The organism is Acinetobacter sp. 5862 (assembly GCF_024494585.1).
In the GTDB taxonomy this organism is placed as follows: Bacteria; Pseudomonadota; Gammaproteobacteria; order Pseudomonadales; family Moraxellaceae; genus Acinetobacter.
Genome location: NZ_JANHGP010000036.1, coordinates 1 through 19,264 on the forward strand (window position 1 = coordinate 1; position 19,264 = coordinate 19,264).

Annotated in this window: 13 protein-coding genes, 1 tRNA gene and 1 pseudogene; 6 read left to right on the forward strand and 9 right to left on the reverse strand. The window is 38.9% G+C overall.

Annotated features, from left to right (window positions below; all coding sequences use genetic code 11):
* Positions 1-75 precede the first annotated feature (75 nt).
* Both NO346_RS06530 and hemE read right to left on the reverse strand, forming a co-directional pair.
* Positions 76-717: pseudogene (locus NO346_RS06530) on the reverse strand (DUF817 family protein); the annotation flags it as partial.
* Between the two features lie 42 nt (positions 718-759).
* Positions 760-1,833 carry a uroporphyrinogen decarboxylase gene (gene hemE / locus NO346_RS06535; RefSeq protein WP_256414665.1) on the reverse strand — a complete coding sequence of 358 codons (1,074 nt, stop codon included), beginning with the start codon at positions 1,831-1,833 and terminating at the stop codon, positions 760-762.
* 200 nt (positions 1,834-2,033) lie between these two features.
* Between hemE and NO346_RS06540 the strand changes: the two genes are divergently transcribed.
* Complete coding sequence (locus tag NO346_RS06540) at positions 2,034-3,236, forward strand: L,D-transpeptidase (protein ID WP_256414666.1); 1,203 nt, start codon at positions 2,034-2,036, stop codon at positions 3,234-3,236.
* A gap of 55 nt (positions 3,237-3,291) precedes the next feature.
* On the opposite strand, the gene NO346_RS06545 is transcribed toward NO346_RS06540, so the two are convergent.
* Complete coding sequence (locus NO346_RS06545) at positions 3,292-4,554, reverse strand: GGDEF domain-containing protein (RefSeq protein WP_256414667.1); 1,263 nt, start codon at positions 4,552-4,554, stop codon at positions 3,292-3,294.
* Positions 4,555-4,717: 163 nt separating this feature from the next.
* On the opposite strand from NO346_RS06545, the gene pyrC reads away from it, so the two are divergent.
* From pyrC to NO346_RS06565, 4 genes are all read left to right on the forward strand, one after another.
* Positions 4,718-5,752 carry a dihydroorotase gene (gene pyrC / locus NO346_RS06550; RefSeq protein ID WP_034602647.1) on the forward strand — a complete coding sequence of 345 codons (1,035 nt, stop codon included), beginning with the start codon at positions 4,718-4,720 and terminating at the stop codon, positions 5,750-5,752.
* Positions 5,737-6,402: a ribonuclease T gene (rnt, locus tag NO346_RS06555; protein ID WP_034601574.1), complete on the forward strand. Its 666-nt coding sequence runs from the start codon at positions 5,737-5,739 to the stop codon at positions 6,400-6,402. Before pyrC ends, rnt begins: the two co-directional genes overlap by 16 nt.
* A gap of 19 nt (positions 6,403-6,421) precedes the next feature.
* Positions 6,422-6,497 (forward strand) — tRNA-Glu (locus NO346_RS06560).
* 164 nt (positions 6,498-6,661) lie between these two features.
* Complete coding sequence (locus NO346_RS06565; RefSeq protein WP_256414668.1) at positions 6,662-7,345, forward strand: glutathione S-transferase; 684 nt, start codon at positions 6,662-6,664, stop codon at positions 7,343-7,345.
* A gap of 5 nt (positions 7,346-7,350) precedes the next feature.
* Here NO346_RS06565 and NO346_RS06570 read toward each other — a convergent pair whose 3' ends face one another.
* From NO346_RS06570 to NO346_RS06595, 6 genes are all read right to left on the reverse strand, one after another.
* The gene (locus tag NO346_RS06570; protein WP_256414670.1) at positions 7,351-8,595 is read right to left on the reverse strand and encodes an NADH:flavin oxidoreductase/NADH oxidase family protein; all 1,245 of its coding nucleotides are present in this window, start codon (positions 8,593-8,595) and stop codon (positions 7,351-7,353) included.
* 111 nt (positions 8,596-8,706) lie between these two features.
* Positions 8,707-10,302, reverse strand: coding sequence for an ABC transporter ATP-binding protein (locus NO346_RS06575; protein ID WP_256414708.1), 1,596 nt, complete (start codon positions 10,300-10,302; stop codon positions 8,707-8,709).
* Complete coding sequence (locus tag NO346_RS06580; RefSeq protein WP_256414709.1) at positions 10,280-11,290, reverse strand: ABC transporter permease; 1,011 nt, start codon at positions 11,288-11,290, stop codon at positions 10,280-10,282. The genes NO346_RS06575 and NO346_RS06580 overlap by 23 nt, the downstream gene beginning before the upstream one ends.
* Positions 11,290-12,360, reverse strand: coding sequence for a microcin C ABC transporter permease YejB (gene yejB, locus NO346_RS06585; protein ID WP_256414671.1), 1,071 nt, complete (start codon positions 12,358-12,360; stop codon positions 11,290-11,292). The genes NO346_RS06580 and yejB overlap by 1 nt, the downstream gene beginning before the upstream one ends.
* Positions 12,361-12,376: 16 nt before the next feature.
* Positions 12,377-14,227, reverse strand: coding sequence for an extracellular solute-binding protein (locus NO346_RS06590; protein WP_256414672.1), 1,851 nt, complete (start codon positions 14,225-14,227; stop codon positions 12,377-12,379).
* A 6-nt stretch (positions 14,228-14,233) separates the two neighbouring features.
* Positions 14,234-17,524 carry a LysM peptidoglycan-binding domain-containing protein gene (locus NO346_RS06595; protein ID WP_256414673.1) on the reverse strand — a complete coding sequence of 1,097 codons (3,291 nt, stop codon included), beginning with the start codon at positions 17,522-17,524 and terminating at the stop codon, positions 14,234-14,236.
* 280 nt (positions 17,525-17,804) lie between these two features.
* Between NO346_RS06595 and dnaQ the strand changes: the two genes are divergently transcribed.
* Positions 17,805-19,166, forward strand: a complete 1,362-nt coding sequence (gene dnaQ / locus NO346_RS06600; protein ID WP_256414674.1) for a DNA polymerase III subunit epsilon — start codon at positions 17,805-17,807, stop codon at positions 19,164-19,166.
* Positions 19,167-19,264: the final 98 nt, after the last annotated feature.

A 19,264-nucleotide genomic window follows, 5' to 3' on the forward strand; every position in this document is an offset into this window, starting at 1 on the left:
ACCACTTACCCAAGTTACGCCTTAAATTTGGCTCAATTAGGGGCGCTTTGCATTTCAAATCTTTGTGCAACAAAGCCAAAATGTACTAATGTTTTCTGCAATCCAAATCAAGAATGCAAGCACCAATAGTACAGGTAACATCGGAACTTTAAACTGATGCTGTTGTAATTGAAAATAAAGTTTGGTCTTCCAAAAAATAATAATACTCCAAACAAATAAAACCATTCGATAGTCAGGAATAAAAAACTTGGTCATAAAATTAAGGTAAGACAACACTGCTAAACACAGCATATTGCCAAAATTCGGCAAATTCTCGAATGAAACATTATAGAGTCGCAAAGACCGAGCAAAAAAACTACCCACTGCTGAATACATAAACCCTGCAAACAATGGCACAGTCAGTAATTTAAATATGGCTGGTTGAGGATATTGCCATGAGGCAATCGCTGGATGGGTCAAAAATATTTCCATTCCCATCGCCATGAGATGGAATAAAGCAATCACTTTCGCTTCTGCCCACGATTCGAGCTTTAAATAAATCAGACAGGCTTGAATAATCAGTGCATAAAACAACAAATAATCGTAACGAAAAAATCCCCAATGTTCATGACTTCCCATCGGTGCGGTGACTGCAAATGCAATCAAAAGCAACAACCCAAATAAGGCAGCCGAAGCTGCCTTAAAGATAAAGTTGAGCGGTAATACAATCAACTGCACAAAACTGATCCTAGCGCGTTTACTTTGAAATGATTAAAAATATCAACCTAAATATTTAGTACTGTATTCATGAACAGTATCTACAAAAATCTTAGGCTGTGCTGGATCGACCCATTGGGTAATACCATGACCTAAGTTTGCGATATACCCTGTTTTTTCACCATTGGCATACGCATCATCCAACATCGCTTTCACAGATTTTTCAATTGAAGCAGCTGAACCATAAAGCACAGCAGGATCTAAATTCCCTTGTAAAGCAGCACGCCCTGCGACCACATCACGTGCAGTATAAAGCGGTGTAGTCCAATCTAGGCCAAACGCATCAGCGCCTGTGGTCAACATTGTCTCCAACCACTGACCACCACCTTTTGTGAACACAATAATCGGAATACGTTGACCATCCTTTTCACGTTGTAATCCTGCAATAATCTTGGTCATGTAATTCAATGAGAATTCAACATATTCTTTATGCGCTAGCGCACCACCCCAACTATCAAAAATTTGAATCGCTTGAGCGCCTGCATCAATTTGAGCATTCAGATAATCAATCACTGAATCAGCAAGATGATCAAGTAAAGCATGTAGTATTTCTGGCTGTGCATACATCATATTCTTAATGAAGCGGAATTCTTTACTTGAACCACCTTCAACCATATAGGTTGCTAAGGTCCAAGGGCTGCCCGAAAAACCAATCAGCGGCACTTGTCCATTTAAAGCAGATCGAATCGTTGAAACTGCATTCATGACATAAGCGAGATCTGATTTAGAATTTAGTTTAGGTAAATTCGCCACATCTTGTTCAGTGCGCACTGTTTTATGAAACTTTGGCCCTTCACCTGTTTCAAAATACAAACCTAAACCTAAAGCATCAGGTATAGTCAAAATATCGGAAAATAAAATCGCAGCATCAAGCTCATAGCGGCGTAACGGTTGTAATGTTACTTCGCAGGCAAATTCAGTATTTTTACATAGAGATAAGAAATCGCCTGCCTGAGCACGAGTTTCACGATATTCTGGTAAATAACGCCCTGCTTGACGCATCATCCAAACGGGTGTGGTGTCTACAGGTTCACGTAATAAAGCTCGTAAAAAACGATCATTTTTCAACGTTGTCATTACCAATCTCTAAATTTTTTCATGTTGAGTGCATCATAGCAAAGTTAACCTCGAATTTATAAGTGAAAACCCATACAACAAATCAGACTTCAACTATTTTTTTTACTTGGACACAAAACTGCTACTGCAAGCTGTTCTATTTTCTGTAATACTTGCAATATCTTATATCTCAATATGAATAATTCTTAAGGTTGAATTACATGTTTGTTCGCTCATTACTCGCTATGAGTTTAAGTTGTATTCTTGCTAATGTTGCTTTTGCTGCCCCAACAACTGAGCAACCATTAAATCCAAAAAAAATTTCAGCTCCAGTTCAAGATCCTATTGATCCACTATCTATCGAGCGTTCTGCTGCATCGACTGTAATGGCTCAATCCGCATCAAGTGTTGCTGTTCAAGCTGCTTCTGAGCCACAAGTCAATACGGGAGCTGCTTCGGCAGTGTCTCAAAAACTAGAAAATGCACCCGATACCACGACTACAACAGCACCAGCTGTCAAAGTTTCATGGACTTTAGACAGTTTGAATACAGCTGACTGGTATGAAAATATTGGTAAAGGTCAATTTCCTGTATATGCACGTGCGCATGTGATGTTGAATAATGCTCACGCCTCACCAGGCGCAATTGATGGCTCAAATGGTAAAAATACACTAAAAGCAATTGCTTCATTTCAACAAATGAATGGCCTTACACCAACAGGTCAATTGACTAAAGAAACTTGGGATGCTTTAGTCGCTCAACAAACTAAACCAACTTATGTTGAATACACGATTACGGATGCAGATTTAAAAGGTCCTTACGCAAATTCAATCCCTTCTGACTATGCATTACAAGCAAAAATGAAAGGTTTGTACTACACGAGTGTAACAGAGATGTTGGGCGAAAAGTTTCATATGGATGAAGGTTTCCTCAAAAAATTAAATCCAACTGCAACCTTTAAGAAAGCAGGTGAAAAAATTGTTGTTGCCAATGTCCGTAACGACTTGCCTGAAGACATCCATTTAATCGTGGCGCATAAAGGCGCAAAACAGCTTTATCTGTTTAATAGCCGTAACCAGATGATTGCGTCATTTCCTGCGACAATTGGTAGTTCTGACACGCCTTCTCCAACAGGTACCTATAAAGTAGTCGGTGTTGCGAAAAATCCATACTACAGCTATTCGCCATCAAACTTTATTCAAGGAAAAAACCTTAAACCACTGACCTTACCACCAGGCCCAAATGCACCTGTGGGCAATATCTGGATTGGTTTAAGTAAAAAATCCTTTGGTATTCATGGTACGCCAAACCCATCATTAATTTCCAAGACAGCATCACACGGTTGTATCCGTCTTACCAACTGGGATGCCAATGACCTCGGTGGAAAAGTACGCTCTGGCGTTACCGTTAAATTCCTCGAATAATTTAGATTGTTCAATACAAAAACCGGATACTTGTGGTATTCGGTTTTTGTATTCTTTACTCAACACTCGGAAGTGGTTGATAGTAAATCTGATTACGTCCAAGTTGTTTCGCTCTATATAGCGCTTTATCCGCAGTATGAATCACCGAATCTTGACTAATTTTAGGGTTTCCATTAAACACCGTAATACCCAAACTAATGGTCACATGATTAGAAACTAGTGATTTTTCATGTTGAATCATCTGCCGATCAATCGCTCGATAAATATTGGTTGCTACAGCATATGCACCTTGAGCAGATGTTTCTGGTAAAAGCACCACAAATTCCTCGCCCCCATAACGTGCAATGAAATCCATGTGCCGAATTGAGCTTTTAATCATTTTCGCAATCGCGGAAATAACTTGATCCCCCATCTGATGACCATAAAAATCGTTATAATTTTTAAAATAATCAATATCTATAAATAATACGGACATGGCCTTACTTTCTTTACATGCGAGTTCATAGTAATAACTAAACATTTCTTCAAATGTACGTCTATTCGAAACTTTTGTTAACTCGTCATGTTGGCTTAAATGTAAAAGTTCAGATGCTTGTAAGCGTAGAATTCTCTCATCAATTTCAGATATTTTAGTTTTTAGAAATAATTTTCTGTCCTTAGAGGTGAGCATTACACTAATCGAAAAACCCAACAATAGACTTCCTATAAACGTACGCCCTAGCATTAAAAAATCACAGGGTACTTTGAGAAAGTATAAAGACAATAAGATCACAATTGCTGCTGAAGAACCAATCCATAACATATGTTTGGGTTTAAGCCCACTCAAAATAAAACCCAGCATATATAAGAATGCAATCAACACCATCGACTGGTTTTGTAGCACCAGATTAGAAATACTCATCATTAACAATGAGGGAATGACAATTGTACAAAATACAATCACACAGGTTGCAGGATAAAATAATGGGTTAAGCCGTCTAAAACGAGAAAATGCCCAAAATAAAAATAGTGCTGCCGCGACAACAACCAAGCTTAAAATGCTATATACAAAATCTAAAATGAAATGGGTGCTTGCTCGAATGACCAACAAATTCGACGGTAAAATCAAAAGTACAAAAATCGCATATGTAATTACCCCTTGACCAAAGAACTGAATCGCATTGATTCTAGTTCGATCAATATTAAATTGCCAAAACTCATTTTCGAGTTGGGTAGGCAAATTTTTTTGTGTTTTCTTGGTTCTAGAATGTGAAATGACTAACTGTTCTAGATCTTCTTTTTCTTTACATAACTGCTTAATATCATATTGATTTTCCATCCCTCTCACTCTTCTTATAATGCTGTATTCTTGTCCAGCATAAAAATAACACAATTTCTCATATTTTCATGCGCTTTGCGTAACTACTTATCCATAATTGTAGTTACCATTTTCGCACTATATGCATTATTATTTATATTATTTTTTAAGCCTGAAGTACACCTTGAATACGATTACACTTTTACAGCCAGATGATTGGCACGCTCACTTGCGTGATGGATTAGCTTTAAAACGTACTGTTCCAGATCTTGCGAAACAATTTGCACGCGCGATCTGTATGCCGAACTTAGTTCCACCAGTCAAAACTGTAGAAGAAGCTTTGGCATATCGAGATCGTATTCTCGCTCATGTTCCAGAAGGACTACATTTTGATCCGCGTATGGTTCTTTATTTTACAGATTTCACTTCACCTCAAGAAGTTCTTAAAATCAAAGAATCCGAATATGTAAATGCGATCAAACTCTACCCCGCTGGCGCAACGACAAATTCGGATAATGGCGTTAGCGATATTCGTAAAGTCTATGCAGTGATTGAACAACTTGAAGAACACCAAGTTCCGTTGTTGTTACATGGCGAAGTTACTCACAACCATGTCGATATTTTTGATCGTGAAAAACGCTTCCTTGACGAAATTTTATCGCCTTTATTAAAGCAGTTCCCAAAATTAAAAGTTGTGTTAGAACATATTACGACAAGTGATGCTGCAAATTTTGTACTTGAACAAGATCGTAATGTTGCCGCAACGATTACACCGCAACACTTGCTCTTTAACCGTAATGACATGTTGGTCGGTGGTGTGAAACCTCACTTTTATTGTTTGCCAATTTTAAAGCGTCAAACACATCAAACCACATTATTAGAAGTTGCAACTAGTGGTAATCCAAAATTCTTCTTGGGTACTGACAGTGCACCACATGCTCAGAATGCTAAAGAGAATGCATGTGGTTGTGCGGGTTGCTATAGTGCACCAAATGCAATTGAACTTTATGCACAAGCCTTTGATCAAGTGGGTAAGTTAGAGCGTTTAGAAGGTTTCGCAAGTATGTTCGGTGCTGACTTCTATGGCTTACCACGTAATACTTCAACTATCACTTTAGTGAAAGAAGAAAATACGGTTGCTGAATCTTTTGATTATCTAGAAGATCAAAAAATCATTCCACTTCATGCAGGTAAAACACTGCAATGGAGAAAAGTGTGACACAAGAAGAAAACAAAGCTCCTGTTATTGGTCAGCGTTTTCGTGGATTCTTACCTGTTGTTGTTGATGTTGAAACAGCAGGTTTTAATTCCCAGACTGACGCATTACTTGAAATTGCTTGTATCCCGATTATCTATGATGAGCAAGGTCAGTTCATACCTGGCCCATCATTCCATGCACACATCAATCCTTTTGAAGGTGCAAACTTAGATCGTCGCTCATTAGACTTCATTGGAATTGATCCTTTTAATCCGATGCGTGTTGCGATGGCCGAAGATGAGCGGACAGCTTTACGTCGTATTTTTAAATCACTCACGGAAGTCCGCAAAGCACAGCATTGTACCCATGCAGTATTGGTAGGACATAATGCTCACTTTGACTTAGGTTTTTTACAAGCTGCAATTGCTCGATCTGGTACAAAAAATCAGAATCCTTTTCACAGCTTTTCGGTATTTGATACCGTAACTTTGAGTGCCGTCATGTTTGGTCAAACAGTACTAGCACGTGCTTGTATTCAAGCTGGCATCGAGTTTGATGGCAAAGAGGCTCATTCTGCATTGTACGATACTCAAAAGACGGCTGAACTGTTTTGCTATATTTTGAACAAACTGTCTCCTCATCTTCTTGACAGTTTAGTGACAGAGCCCTAATATACACCCACCTCAAGAAGTCCCTATCGTCTAGAGGCCTAGGACATCGCCCTTTCACGGCGGTAACCGGGGTTCGAATCCCCGTAGGGACGCCAAATTCAAAAAAGCCACTGCATCTTTAAGACAGTGGCTTTTTTTATTGGTTCTTTATAAATAGAGCTGCTACAAAATAATTATTTTGAAAAATCTATTTTATTATTCTTAGCATATTTTCTACCCTATACTAAAAATAGATCAAAACCATAAATTTAAACCTAATATGCAAATCCGTTTATTCCACTTACAAAATTCACGTTCTCAGCGCATCGTTTGGTTTTTAGAAGAATTAGGACTTCCCTACGAGTTAGTCATCAACCACCATTCAAACACAGATCAAAAGAAAAATTCACCGCATCAATTATCGAAATTTCCTGCTGTTGAAATAATAAATCGAGAGCAAATTTTTATCTTAGCCGAAACTTCAGCGATTATTGATTACTTGTCTTATCTATATCCCCAATTAGGGCAAACTAAATTATTAGGATCACAACTTCAAAGTTTTTATTATTGGAAAAATTATTGTGAAGCCACATTTATTCCAGAGCTATTGCTCAAACAAATTTTTCACCAAATTGTACAACGTACACCATTTCCTGTTCGCTTCGTTTCAAAATTTTTAAAATATGGATTTGATCAAGGCTATTTAAATCCATCGTTACAGCAACAAATAACCATGATTGATAACTATTTAAAAGATCATTTATGGTTTGTTGGGGATCAATTTACGGTTGCAGATATTTTGATGTGGTTTCCATTATTGGCTTGCGCACAAAACAACCATCAATGTAAACATATACAGCGTTATTTAGCTCAAATAGAAAACAGACCAGCCTTTAAAAAATCTTTAATCAAAGGACAATGGTCTGCTTCTACGTTTCAATCTTATTGGACGATGGCGTGGTAATTCAGTTATGCCGATTTACGCGAATTCACTCGACCTTTAACAACAGCCTTAATATTGCCTTTTGCATAATTTAAAAACACAATTAAAGGTGACAATTTAGGATTTGGTTTTTTACCCTGCCCAATCGCTTTAAATTGTGCCGCATACCAAATAATTTCCATGATTGCCATTTTATCGACAAAAGGAATCCCTGTTTTAATTTTATTCACGGCATAACGTACATCATTGCCTGCAATTAAACGATCAGTAAGATCCGTTTCCACTGCAAGTGGTCGAGCAATACCAATAAAATCACATGCACCACTTTGAAGTGCTGCATTCATTCCTGCTACTGTACGGAAACCACCCGTTACCATCAATTTGCACGCCACATGCTGACGAATTTTTTCAGCAAATTCTAAGAAATACGCTTCTCGTGCAATGGTACTGGCTTTACGTGATTCAGCTTTAGCACCTGCCATTGCAGGTGCTTCATAGGTACCACCTGAGATTTCGATAATATCAATACCAGCTTCATCAATGGTTTTGAATACAGTAATGACATCTTCTTCTGTGATTCCACCACGTTGGAAATCAGCTGAATTAAGTTTCACAGAAATAATAAAGTTTTCTGATGTTGCAGCACGGACAGCCTTATAAATTTCCACCAAGAAACGCATACGATTCTCAATCGAACCACCCCATTGATCGGTACGTTTATTGGTTAATGGAGATAGGAACTGGCTAATCAGATAATCATGAGCGCCATGAAGCTGCACACCTTCAAATCCTGCTTTTTCACACACTGCTGCGGCTGTTGCAAAACGTTGAATAATATCTAAGATTTCTTCATGTTTAAGTTCTCGAGGAGTTCCAAACATTGCTGCAAGCATTGGACTAAAAGGAACTGCCGATGGCGCAACAGTTTCTTTATTCAAACCTTTTGGACATTGGCGACCAGGGTGAGACAATTGAATCAACTGCACCATGCCATATTTTTTACCAACATCAGCCCATTGCTTTAATTTTGCTAAGTCACGTTCAGTTTCAATCGCAACCACGCCAGGCTCATTTTTGGCAGCAATATTGACCATCACATTGCCTGTAATCGCACAACCTAAACCACCTTTTGCCCAAGCCTCATACAAGCCTATGTGCAATTCATTTGGCTGCCCTTCGTGATTAGCAAGTGCTTCACTCATTGCCCCTTTTATAATACGGTTTTTAAATGTGGTATTACGAATTTGAATACTGTCTGCAATCTGACTCATGGTCATCCTCTGTCCTCATTAGAGTATTTGCTCTAATTTAATCTGATTATTGTAACTGTCAAGCGTTCTTCCGATAAACTGACAATATCATATGTCAATTTAATTTCAATGCTAATATTCGCTTGCGGCAATCAATTGACGGGTATACGCTGTTTGAGGCTGACTAAATAAAAGTGATGTTGCTTGATATTCCAATACTTTCGCATGATGCATCACCATGACTTTTTGGCACAAGGCTTTAATGACTTGCAAGTCATGACTGATAAATAAATAACTAATCTGCTCCTGTTGCTGTAAACGACGCAACAACGCAATGATTGAACGTTGTGTTACTCGATCCAAGGCAGAAGTTGGTTCATCTAGAATAATCAGCTTCGGTTTTAAAACTAAAGCGCGTGCCAGTGCGACCCTTTGTCGTTGACCACCTGAAAGTTGATGCGGATATTTGTTTTTATCCTCCAAAGAGAGTTCAACTTTCGTTAAAACGTCATCAATTTCCTCATCAGATCGTTGCTTAGTAATATTTTGAAGGTGAAGCCCTTCCGCAATAATTTGTTCAACAGACATCCGAGGATTTAGGCTACTAAATGGATCTTGAAATACAATTTGAAAATCACGGCGTAGGGGGCGAAGTTGTTTTTGATTGAGTTGATTTAAGTTTTGAAACTGCAAGCAAATTTCGCCTTCACTTGAAATCAAACGTGCAATCGCTAAAGCCAATGATGATTTTCCCGAACCACTCTCACCAACAATACCCAAAGCCTCGCCTTTGGACAAATTGAAATGTATTGAGTCCGCTGCGACCTTATACGCTTTAATTTGGTTCAATAAACCACGTTTGATAGGATATTTGACCGTGACATTTTTTAGTTCAAGTAATGTCTCGCTCGGCGTTAGCGATAGAGCTTGTCCAAAGTCGTGATTGAGTAAATTTCGTGTATATGCAGTTTTGGGATGTGTAAAAATTTCAGTCGTACTACCCTGCTCTTCTACCTGACCTTGATTCAGCACGACCACATGATCTGTATATTGCTTAACCAGATTTAAATCATGGCTAATCAAAATCATCGCCATGTTTCGTTGCTGTTGTAGTTTTTTTAATAAAGCTAAAATTTGCGTCTGTAAAACCACATCCAAAGCTGTTGTTGGTTCATCCGCAATCAAAACCTCTGGCTCTAAAGCCAAAGCCATCGCCAACATCACACGCTGTCGTTGCCCACCCGACAACTCATGTGGATAGCATTTAAGAATTTGCGCTGCTTCAGCAATCCCAACATCCTGCAATAAAGAAAGCGTCTGTTGTCGAATATCCACTGTAGAAACACCTTGCAAAATCAAGCTTTCAGCCATCATTTTTTCTACACGATGCAAAGGATTTAATGCAGTCATTGGTTCTTGAAAAATAATGGCAATCCGCTTGCCTCGAAGCTGCTGTAACTGAATTGGACTTAAAGACAACAGCGCTTGACTTGCAAACTCAACTTGTCCTTGTACTGTTAGATTATTAGGTAACAATCCCAATAAAGCCAAAGCACTGATTGATTTACCAGACCCACTTTCTCCCACAATCGCAACAGTCTGTGCAGGGTAAACATCAAAACTCAAATCTTTCACAAGACGATGTCCTGTTTCAATGTGAATGCTGAGTTGCTTAACTCTTAATAAAGCTGGATTTGAAACCGTATTATCGTCTTGGGTCGAATGCATCACGCGCCGCCTCCCCAATATAAATCAGTAAAGAAAGTACAATTGCTAAAGTAAAGAATCCTGAAAGTACCAACCAAGGTGAATCTAGGTTATTTTTACCCTGTAATAATAGCTCCCCAAGTGAAGCAGCATCTGGTGGTAAACCATAACCCAGAAAATCTAATGCAGTTAAAGCAATAATATTGGCGGTCAACATAAAAGGTATTTGCGACAAGCTAGAACTCATGGCATTGGGTAAAATATGCTTAAAAATAATTTGATGATCACGACCACCCAAGGCTTGAGCTGCACGAACATAATCAAAATTTCGGGCACGCAAAAACTCTGCTCTGACTAAACCCACTAATTCTGTCCAACCAAACAACAACATGATCAAAAACAACCAATAGACACTAGGGCTAAACATACTGACCAAAATCATGACGATAAAAAGCATAGGTAACCCCCCCCATACTTCTAAGACACGTTGCCCAATTAAATCGATCCAACCACCGTAATAGCCCTGAATTGCACCGACAATAACACCAATCACGGCGGAACAAAGTGTCAGAGCAAAGCCAAATAGGAGAGAAACACGCAAACCGTAGAGAATACGAGCAAATACATCTCGTCCCTGATCATCCGTTCCAAGCCAGTTTTGTGAACTCGGTTTGGAGGGAACTGGTACAGTAAGCGAAAGATTTGGTGACTGATAAGAAAATGCAACGGGTGGAGAAATCATCCAGCCCTGATTTTGAATTAGTTGTTTTACCGCAGGGTCTTGATAATCTGTTGCCGTTTCAAAGACACCACCAAACGTGGTTTCTGGATAGTCTTTAAAAATAGGAAAATAAAAAGACTGCTGATAACGAACCAACAAAGGTTTGTCGTTAGCAATAATCTCAGCAAATAATGACAAAATAAAAATGATTAAAAATAGAATGAGACAACGAACGCCCAATTTATTTTGTCTAAAACGGTGAAATCGTGCGCGCATCAGAGGTGACATCATTTTCCACCCCTCGCTTCAAAATCAATCCGAGGATCAATCATTTGGTAAAGCAAATCACCAATTAAACGTAAAATCATTCCAAATAAGGTAAATAAGAACAAAGTTCCAAAAATTACAGGATAATCACGTTGGGTGATTGCTTCAAAGCCCAATAAACCAATCCCATCGAGATTAAAAATGATCTCGATAAATAAGTTACCGACGAAGAAAATACCCACCAATGCTTCGGGCAAAGCTGCAACCACCACTAAAATGGCATTACGAAAAACATGCCCATAAAGTACCTGATTATCATTTAAACCTTTTGATCGTGCCGTCAGAACATACGGTTTCTTTAATTCTTCTACAAAAGAATATTTGGTCAGATAGGTTCGTGCAGCAAAACTCCCTAATACCATACTCAGAATCGGCAAACTCATGTGCCATAGATAGTCTTTTATTTTGGCGAAAAAACTTAACTGATTAAAGTTTTCAGAAACTAGTCCTTGTAATGGAAACCACTGTAGATAACTCCCACCTGCAAAAAAAACGATGAGCAAAATCGCAAAAACAAAAGATGGAATGGCATAACTCACCGCCAGCAACAACGAAGTCGATTGATCAAACAGCAAACCATTATTTTTGGCTTTCTTTATACCTAAGGGAATTGCGATCAAATAAATCAGAAAAGTACTCCACAACCCTAGAGACAAAGTGACAGGCAGTTTTTCATAAAGCAATTGCGTAACAGGTTTATCTTTAAAAAAGCTTGTACCAAAATCAAATGTTAAATAGCCTTTGATCATCAACCAGAAACGCTCATGTGCAGGACGATCAAAACCATACTGTGCTTTAATTTTATCAATCATTTCAGGACTGAGCCCACGTGCGCCCTGATATTGCGCCAAGTTACTTAGGCTAGATGAAGCGCTTGCTCCTGTACCTAAACCCTGTGCATTTTGTATCTGTTGGATGGCTTGTTCGACAGGTCCACCTGGCGCAATTTGGACAATAATAAAGTTAATCAACACAATGAAAAATAAGGTCGGGATCATCAATAACATTCTTTTCAGAATATAGGGAACCATCTCATAAGATCCTTCATTATTTTAAGTCAGATTTTCGTATTGGTTGATCGAGCTTCTTAGCCTTTGCACCATCCACCCACCAATATTCCCATCCTACAGAAAGTTTCGGTTTTATTTTCGGTTGCTGATACATATCCCAATAAGCAAACCATCGCTCAGGTTTACCATACGTCAGAATTTGATAATACCCTGCACGCAATAAACGATCGAGGAGATGAGTATACAAGACGACTTCTTCTCGGTTTTTTGCGGCGACAATTTTGTTAATCATTTGATCAATTGCAGGGTTCTTTATCCCTGAATAGTTATAATTTCCTGCTTCATCCGCAGCAGCACTCCCCCAAAACTGGGCTTGCTCTTTACCGGGTGTCAAGGTCTGTGGCAATTTCAACATCATCATATCGAAATCCTGATGACGGATTCGCTCCACATATTGCGGAACATCCACCTGTCTGAGGTTAACTTGGATTCCCAAACGATTCAAATTACGCACAAAAGGCATCAACTCACGTTGTGGATTTTCTTGCTGCATTAATAATTCAATACGAACCGCTTTACCCTGCCGATCATATAATTGATTACGACGAATCACATAGCCAGCATCTTTTAAAATCTTTTGTGCAACCAATAAATTCTGCCGATTGAAACCACTACCATCAGAAACAGGATAATGCCAATCTGCTAACACACCTTGTCGTATGACTGGATTTAGTTGAGCGAAGAAAGGTTCCAAGACTTTTAATTCTGCGGCGCTGGGTCGACCTGTTGCAGCCAGATCAGTATTATCGAAATAGCTTTGTAAACGCTGATTTTGATTAAAGAATAAAGCTTTATTTTGCCATTCAAAATCATAAGCATACGTAAGGGCTTTACGAAGATGAATATCATTTAGTGGTGAACGACGAATATTAAATACAAAGCTTTGAATATCGAGCGGTGTCCCCAAACGTGCTTTGTATTTTTTGATCTGACCTGCTTGCACGGCGGGAAAATGATAAGCTGTCATCCAATTACGAATATTTTTTTCTTCATATAAATTAAATTGGCGAGATTTAAAACCCTCAAAACTAACATCTAAATTTCGATAATACACATATTTGAGTCGATCAAAATTATAACGCCCTTTATTGACTGGCAAATCCTTAGCCCAATAGTTTGGACTGCGTTTATAAGTGATACTCCGCCCTGCATCAATTCGCTCAACAATATAAGGTCCTGAACCTACAATCGGTTGCAATGTCACACGTGTAAAATCTTTATTTTTCCAATCCAATTTTGAGTAGATCGGTAGACTCGCCAAAATCAGTGGCATTTCCACATTATTCTTGGACTTAAAAATAAATTTGATCTGATACTTAGAAATCACTTCTGTTTTTGCTAAATCAGACAAATACATTTGAAAGCCTAAATTGGCTTTGGTTTGGTAAGTGTCAAAGGTGAATTTAACATCTTCTGCGGTCAAGGGCTGACCATTGTTAAAACGGGCTTGAGGGTTTAAATGAAAGATCACATCTTTAAGATGATCAGGATCGTAACTCACTTTTTCAGCTAATAATGGGTACATGACGCGTGGCTCATCTAAAGCACGATCCATCAAACTATCAAAAAGATAATTTACACCTTCCGTAGAACTCCCTTTGCCATTCATGCTATTTAAATTATCGAATGTGCCTAAACTAGATTGACTGAGCATTCCCCCTTTAGGTGCATTCGGATTGGCATAAGGCATCGCATTTAACTTTGCATATTTGGGTTGAACATGCATGGCTAAATAAGGTGTCGTCTGCATAGTAGCGCATGCGAACTGAGCAAAAAGGCTTAGCCCACAGAATAGACTAAGCCTTTTAACTAAAACAAATTGATTCATTCCTAATTACAGATTTGGAACTTTAATCACATCACCAATACGTAGTTGTGTACTTGGAGTGAAATCATTCATTTCAGCAAGTGCGCTGGTGTCCATACCATATTTACTTGCTAGACCAATCAAAGTATCACCACGTTTTACTTTGTATTCAGTCACTGTTTTAGGAACTAAAATACTTTGACCACGTTGCAAACTTGCATTGGCTTTCAAATCATTTAACTCAGCCAATTCACGACCAGACAGTCCAAAACGGTTCGCAATACTATTTAGAGACTCACCCGCCTTCACCGTATATTTTTCAGTATTCTTGCTTGGTGTAGACTTAGCACTGTTTTTACTATTTTCAGATTTTGCTGATTCAGCTTTTGGTACATCACCCGTAAGTTTTAGCTTTTGCCCAACACGAACACTACTACCACGAGATAGACCATTTAAAGCAGTTACATAATCTATTTGTAAATAATAACGACTCGCGATGTTGCTTAAAGTATCACCTGATTTTACGGTATAAACATCTGGTGCAGTTTCTTCACGCTCTTTCTCTTTTAACTTGCTATTTGCACTGAGATTATTTTTGCTTGGTGCATCACCTGTGAGTTTTAGCTTTTGTCCAACGCGAACACCTGCTGTGCGCTCCAAACCATTTAGATCAGCAATATAATTCACAGTAAGCTGATATTTATTTGCGATCGCATTAAGACTATCACCAGATTGCACGACATATTGCTCAGGAATCGTTGAACCTGCTGGCACTTTTAAAACTTGCCCTAAACGAACACTTTTGTTGGCTTTGAAGTTATTCAGTTCAGCCAATTCACTCAATGTAATTTTAGATTTTGTTGCGATACTCGATAAAGTATCCCCACGCTGTACAATATAGGACTCTGTCTTATAGTTACTTGATGCTGTTACATTTTCATATTTAACCGTACTTTTAGGTTCAACAGTTTCTTCTGTTTTTGAAACCTCATGCAGCGGTACGTTAATTTTTTGCCCAACAAATAAATTGCTGCTTGCAGTCAAACCAGAAGTTAAATCAGCCAATTCTTGATTGGATAAAGCATAACGATCAGCAATCAGTTTTAAATATTCCCCACGCTTCACTGTATACGATTTTGTGGCAACCTTTTGCATCGTCGTTGCTTTATTTTCGACAGTGCGCGCTGACTGTTGTGGCGCGTTTAATTGAGTGTTCCGTGGATTGTTTTTTGGTTCTTTGAGCGTTAGTTTTTGGCCAACAAATAAATTATCTGTCACGGATAAATTATTATAGTCTGCTAACTGTTTTAAAGTTAAATCAAAACGGGTTGCTAAATTGGTAAGATTATCCCCTGATTGTACGACATAACTCTCAGGTTTACGTTCAACGACTTTTGCAGCCTCAACAACCTGTGGTTTTGCGTCATATAAATACAGGCTTGCACCTACAAATAAGGTTCCAGTCGGATCAATCTGGTTCCACGTTGCGATATCACGCCAATTGACACCATTTTTTTGTGCAATCAAAGCCAAGGTATCGCCTGGTAACACGACATAAGTGCTACGTTTTCCTTTCGGTGCAACCACAACAACATCAGTATCCGTTTTAATATACGGCTTTCCTTGATTGCGTTTGGCATCTTCACTATTTGCTGTCGCTGCATCTTCAACTAAGTTTTTTGGATAAGCAAAGCCCTTGCTGACCTCAACGCCTTTCTGATCAGCAACAGATTGGCTAGTTTGAATTGCTGTTAATTTAATCTTGCCATCAAATGGATCGACAATTTCTGTACCTTGAGGTGCAATTGCTTTAATTTCAGCAACGACTTGGTCTTTTTCTGCTTGTGTCGCTTGTGGTTCTAATACTTGAGTAACTGTTTTCTTCTCGCCGGTTTCTTTTACAGCGGCAATAATTTGTTCACGCTCTTTAACCGAAATCGGTGGCTCAATCTTAATTGGCTTTACATTTTCCGCTGGTGTAATCGCAACGGGAATACGCGGGGCACTAGGTACATCGGCAGCAGCAGCAAATGAAGCTAATGCATCAGAACCTCGTGGTGTATTGGTTTTAGTCAGCGTTGATGTTGTTGGGCGCGTTACTACTGTATTACTTGCCGTTAAAGGCGGTGGTGTCTTAGTTGACGGTGTAATCGTCTGACCTGTGTTGATATTGGTTCGAACTGTGGTAGTAGCGACATTAGATGTATTGTTATTCATTGCAGGTGGTTGGCTATTGCTTACCCAGAAACCACCTGAACTTACTTTTCCAGAACGTAATTTCGCATCGACTGACGGACTTAAATCTGCAGGAATTAAAATACGCATTGGGCTCATTGGATCAACGGTTTCACCGCGATGAGCAGGGTTCAAAGCATACAATTCCGCACGGCTTAAGCCTGTAATTGAAGCAATTTGATTCATATCCAAAGGTGCAGCCAAACCAACTTCACGGAAGTGTGGACGGTTTGCGATAGGCGGCAAACTTACGCCATAGGCACTTGGATTTTTAATAATTTGAGCAACCGCCAAGAAGCGTGGAACATAGTTCATGGTTTCTTGCGGAAGTTTTAATGACCAGTAATCTGTTGGTAATCCTGCTGCACGGTTACGGTTAATCGCCTGTTGAATACGACCCGGTCCTGCGTTATAAGCGGCTAATGCCAATTCCCATGAACCAAATTGATTATATAAACTACCTAAAAACTCATAAGCAGCACGTGTCGACTCAACCACATCACGGCGACCATCATATAGACTGGTTTGCTGCAAACCATAAATACGCCCCGTGCTTGGGATAAATTGCCATAAACCCGCTGCTGCTGCACTACTGGTTGCAGCTGGATCGTAAGAACTTTCAATAACAGGAAGTAAAGCCAATTCGGTTGGCATACCACGGCGTTCAGCTTCTTTAACCGTATGATACAAATAACGACTGGCACGCGCGCTTAAGCGATCTAAATATGGTTGACGAGAAATAAACCAACTACGTTGTGCTTCAATACGAGAATCCCAATGGTTTAAATCCATTTTGAATCCAACCGTCATTCGCTTCCACACATCACCGTGTTTCAGTACCAATAAACGATCACCTTCAACAGCGCGCATATCGGTAGCTGATAATAAATCTTCTAAAGAATCTAAACTACTTGCATCTAAATAACCTGAACCAACTTGCTTAGATGATGATACTTTGTTTGATTGTGGTGTTGAGGAACAACCTGTCGTGATTCCCAACGCAGTTAGAGCAGAAGTGAGTACAGTGATTTTGAATAATGATGTTGCAGATGTTTGCAGCACCAATGTGTTCGATTTATACATAAAAACTTCCAGTCAACTCACGCTAGTTTATTTCTTTGATTTGCCATTGTAGTAAAGCATGTCACTTAGACAAGGCAATAATTTAACGTGATTTGCATGGAAATGTTACAAGAAATTAAAAAATATGAGTTTTGTAACCGCTCAACACCAGAATTAAGCTTTAAAATATAACTTATCTAGCTAGAGTGCTAAACTCTAGCCATATACATTCAAATAAAACATCATTTTTTATGAATGTAATCTCGTAATACAACACAAACTTTTAACTTTAGGTTTAACTATGTCTCAAACAATCACACTTTATGTTGATGGCGCATGTAAAGGCAATCCAGGTTTAGGTGGTTGGGGTGCATATATCATTACCGAACAAGGTGAACATAAACTTTGTGGCGGAGAACCTGAAACAACCAATAACAGAATGGAACTGCAAGCTGCGATTGAAGGTGTAAGTTTTTGCCCTACAGACGCACATCTGATTATTTGGACTGATTCCAATTACGTTAAACAAGGTATTACTGAATGGATTCATGGTTGGAAAAAGAAAAATTGGAAAGATGTTAAAAATCCTGATTTATGGAAAAAGTTGGATGCTGTTTGCGCTAACCGAAAAATTGAATGGAATTGGATCAAAGGGCATGCTGGACATGCTGGTAATGAAATGGCTGATCAATTGGCCAATCTCGGTGCCGAACAAACGGCTCAACAAATGAAATCTCTCGTGCAGGCTAACGCTGATACAAAAAAGCCTGAATCTGACTGGTTATTAGATGACCCATTTGGTCTCGACCTTGATGAAGATATTGATAACTTGGTTGAAGAAGTCGAAGAGATCAGTATCGAGGAAATTAAGCCTGATGTAGCTGTAATGAGTCACTCAATAAGCCCAAATACATCATCAACGACAGTTCACCCTCAGATTGTTATTACTGAGGCAAAAGTACACTTACAAGGCCCTCGCCAACTTATTCTGGATACCGAAACTACAGGTTTCTATTTCCAAGATGGTGACCGTATTATTGAGGTTGGTGCGATTGAAATGATCAATCGTAAACTTACGGGAAGCTCAATTCATATTTATATCAATCCAGAAAAACCTGTAGGTGACTCTGAGGATATTCACGGTATCAGCGACGAGTTTTTGCAAGATAAACCTAAATACGCAGAAATAGCCGACACACTGTTTAATTTTTTACAAGGCGCTGAAATTATTGCGCATAACGCGACATTCGATATGAACTTCCTAAATATGGAGTTCAAACGTGTTGGTCTGCCATTATTATCAGATGTTTGCGAAGTTACAGATACACTGGCTTTAGCTAAAAATAAACATCCTGGGCAAAAGAACTCTTTAGACGCTTTAGTTCGCCGTTATGAAATTCCTGCACGTGATCGTACCTTCCATGGTGCGTTACTCGATGCTGAAATTTTGGCTGATGTTTATCTCGCAATGACGGGTGGACAAGTTTCTTTTGATATGGATGCCCTTTCACAAAATGAACAAAACCCAAATAAAACCACACGTTCTCGTATCGAAGTAGATTTACCAATTATCTATCCATCAGAACATGAACTAAATGAACATGAGACTTGGGTCAAACAATTTGAGCAAAAACATGGAAGCGCTTGCCTTTTTGCAAAATAAATTTGCTGTTGAGCGTAATTTTTTGTATTTCAAGTTTTCAAACTTAAGTTATATTAACTGTTAATGATTTTGCCTCCTATTCTAGGAGGTTCATGGAT

Excerpts from the sequence above, each read along its gene's own strand:
- yejB (WP_256414671.1), bottom strand. The coding sequence starts at position 12,360 with ATGGTTCCCTATATTCTGAAAAGAATGTTATTGATGATCCCGACCTTA.
- rnt (WP_034601574.1), top strand. The coding sequence starts at position 5,737 with ATGGAGAAAAGTGTGACACAAGAAGAAAACAAAGCTCCTGTTATTGGT.
- NO346_RS06580 (WP_256414709.1), bottom strand. The coding sequence starts at position 11,290 with ATGTCACCTCTGATGCGCGCACGATTTCACCGTTTTAGACAAAATAAA.
- NO346_RS06590 (WP_256414672.1), bottom strand. The coding sequence starts at position 14,227 with ATGAATCAATTTGTTTTAGTTAAAAGGCTTAGTCTATTCTGTGGGCTA.
- NO346_RS06565 (WP_256414668.1), top strand. The coding sequence starts at position 6,662 with ATGCAAATCCGTTTATTCCACTTACAAAATTCACGTTCTCAGCGCATC.
- NO346_RS06545 (WP_256414667.1), bottom strand. The coding sequence starts at position 4,554 with ATGGAAAATCAATATGATATTAAGCAGTTATGTAAAGAAAAAGAAGAT.
- NO346_RS06570 (WP_256414670.1), bottom strand. The coding sequence starts at position 8,595 with ATGAGTCAGATTGCAGACAGTATTCAAATTCGTAATACCACATTTAAA.
- NO346_RS06540 (WP_256414666.1), top strand. The coding sequence starts at position 2,034 with ATGTTTGTTCGCTCATTACTCGCTATGAGTTTAAGTTGTATTCTTGCT.
- NO346_RS06595 (WP_256414673.1), bottom strand. The coding sequence starts at position 17,524 with ATGTATAAATCGAACACATTGGTGCTGCAAACATCTGCAACATCATTA.
- hemE (WP_256414665.1), bottom strand. The coding sequence starts at position 1,833 with ATGACAACGTTGAAAAATGATCGTTTTTTACGAGCTTTATTACGTGAA.
- dnaQ (WP_256414674.1), top strand. The coding sequence starts at position 17,805 with ATGTCTCAAACAATCACACTTTATGTTGATGGCGCATGTAAAGGCAAT.
- NO346_RS06575 (WP_256414708.1), bottom strand. The coding sequence starts at position 10,302 with ATGCATTCGACCCAAGACGATAATACGGTTTCAAATCCAGCTTTATTA.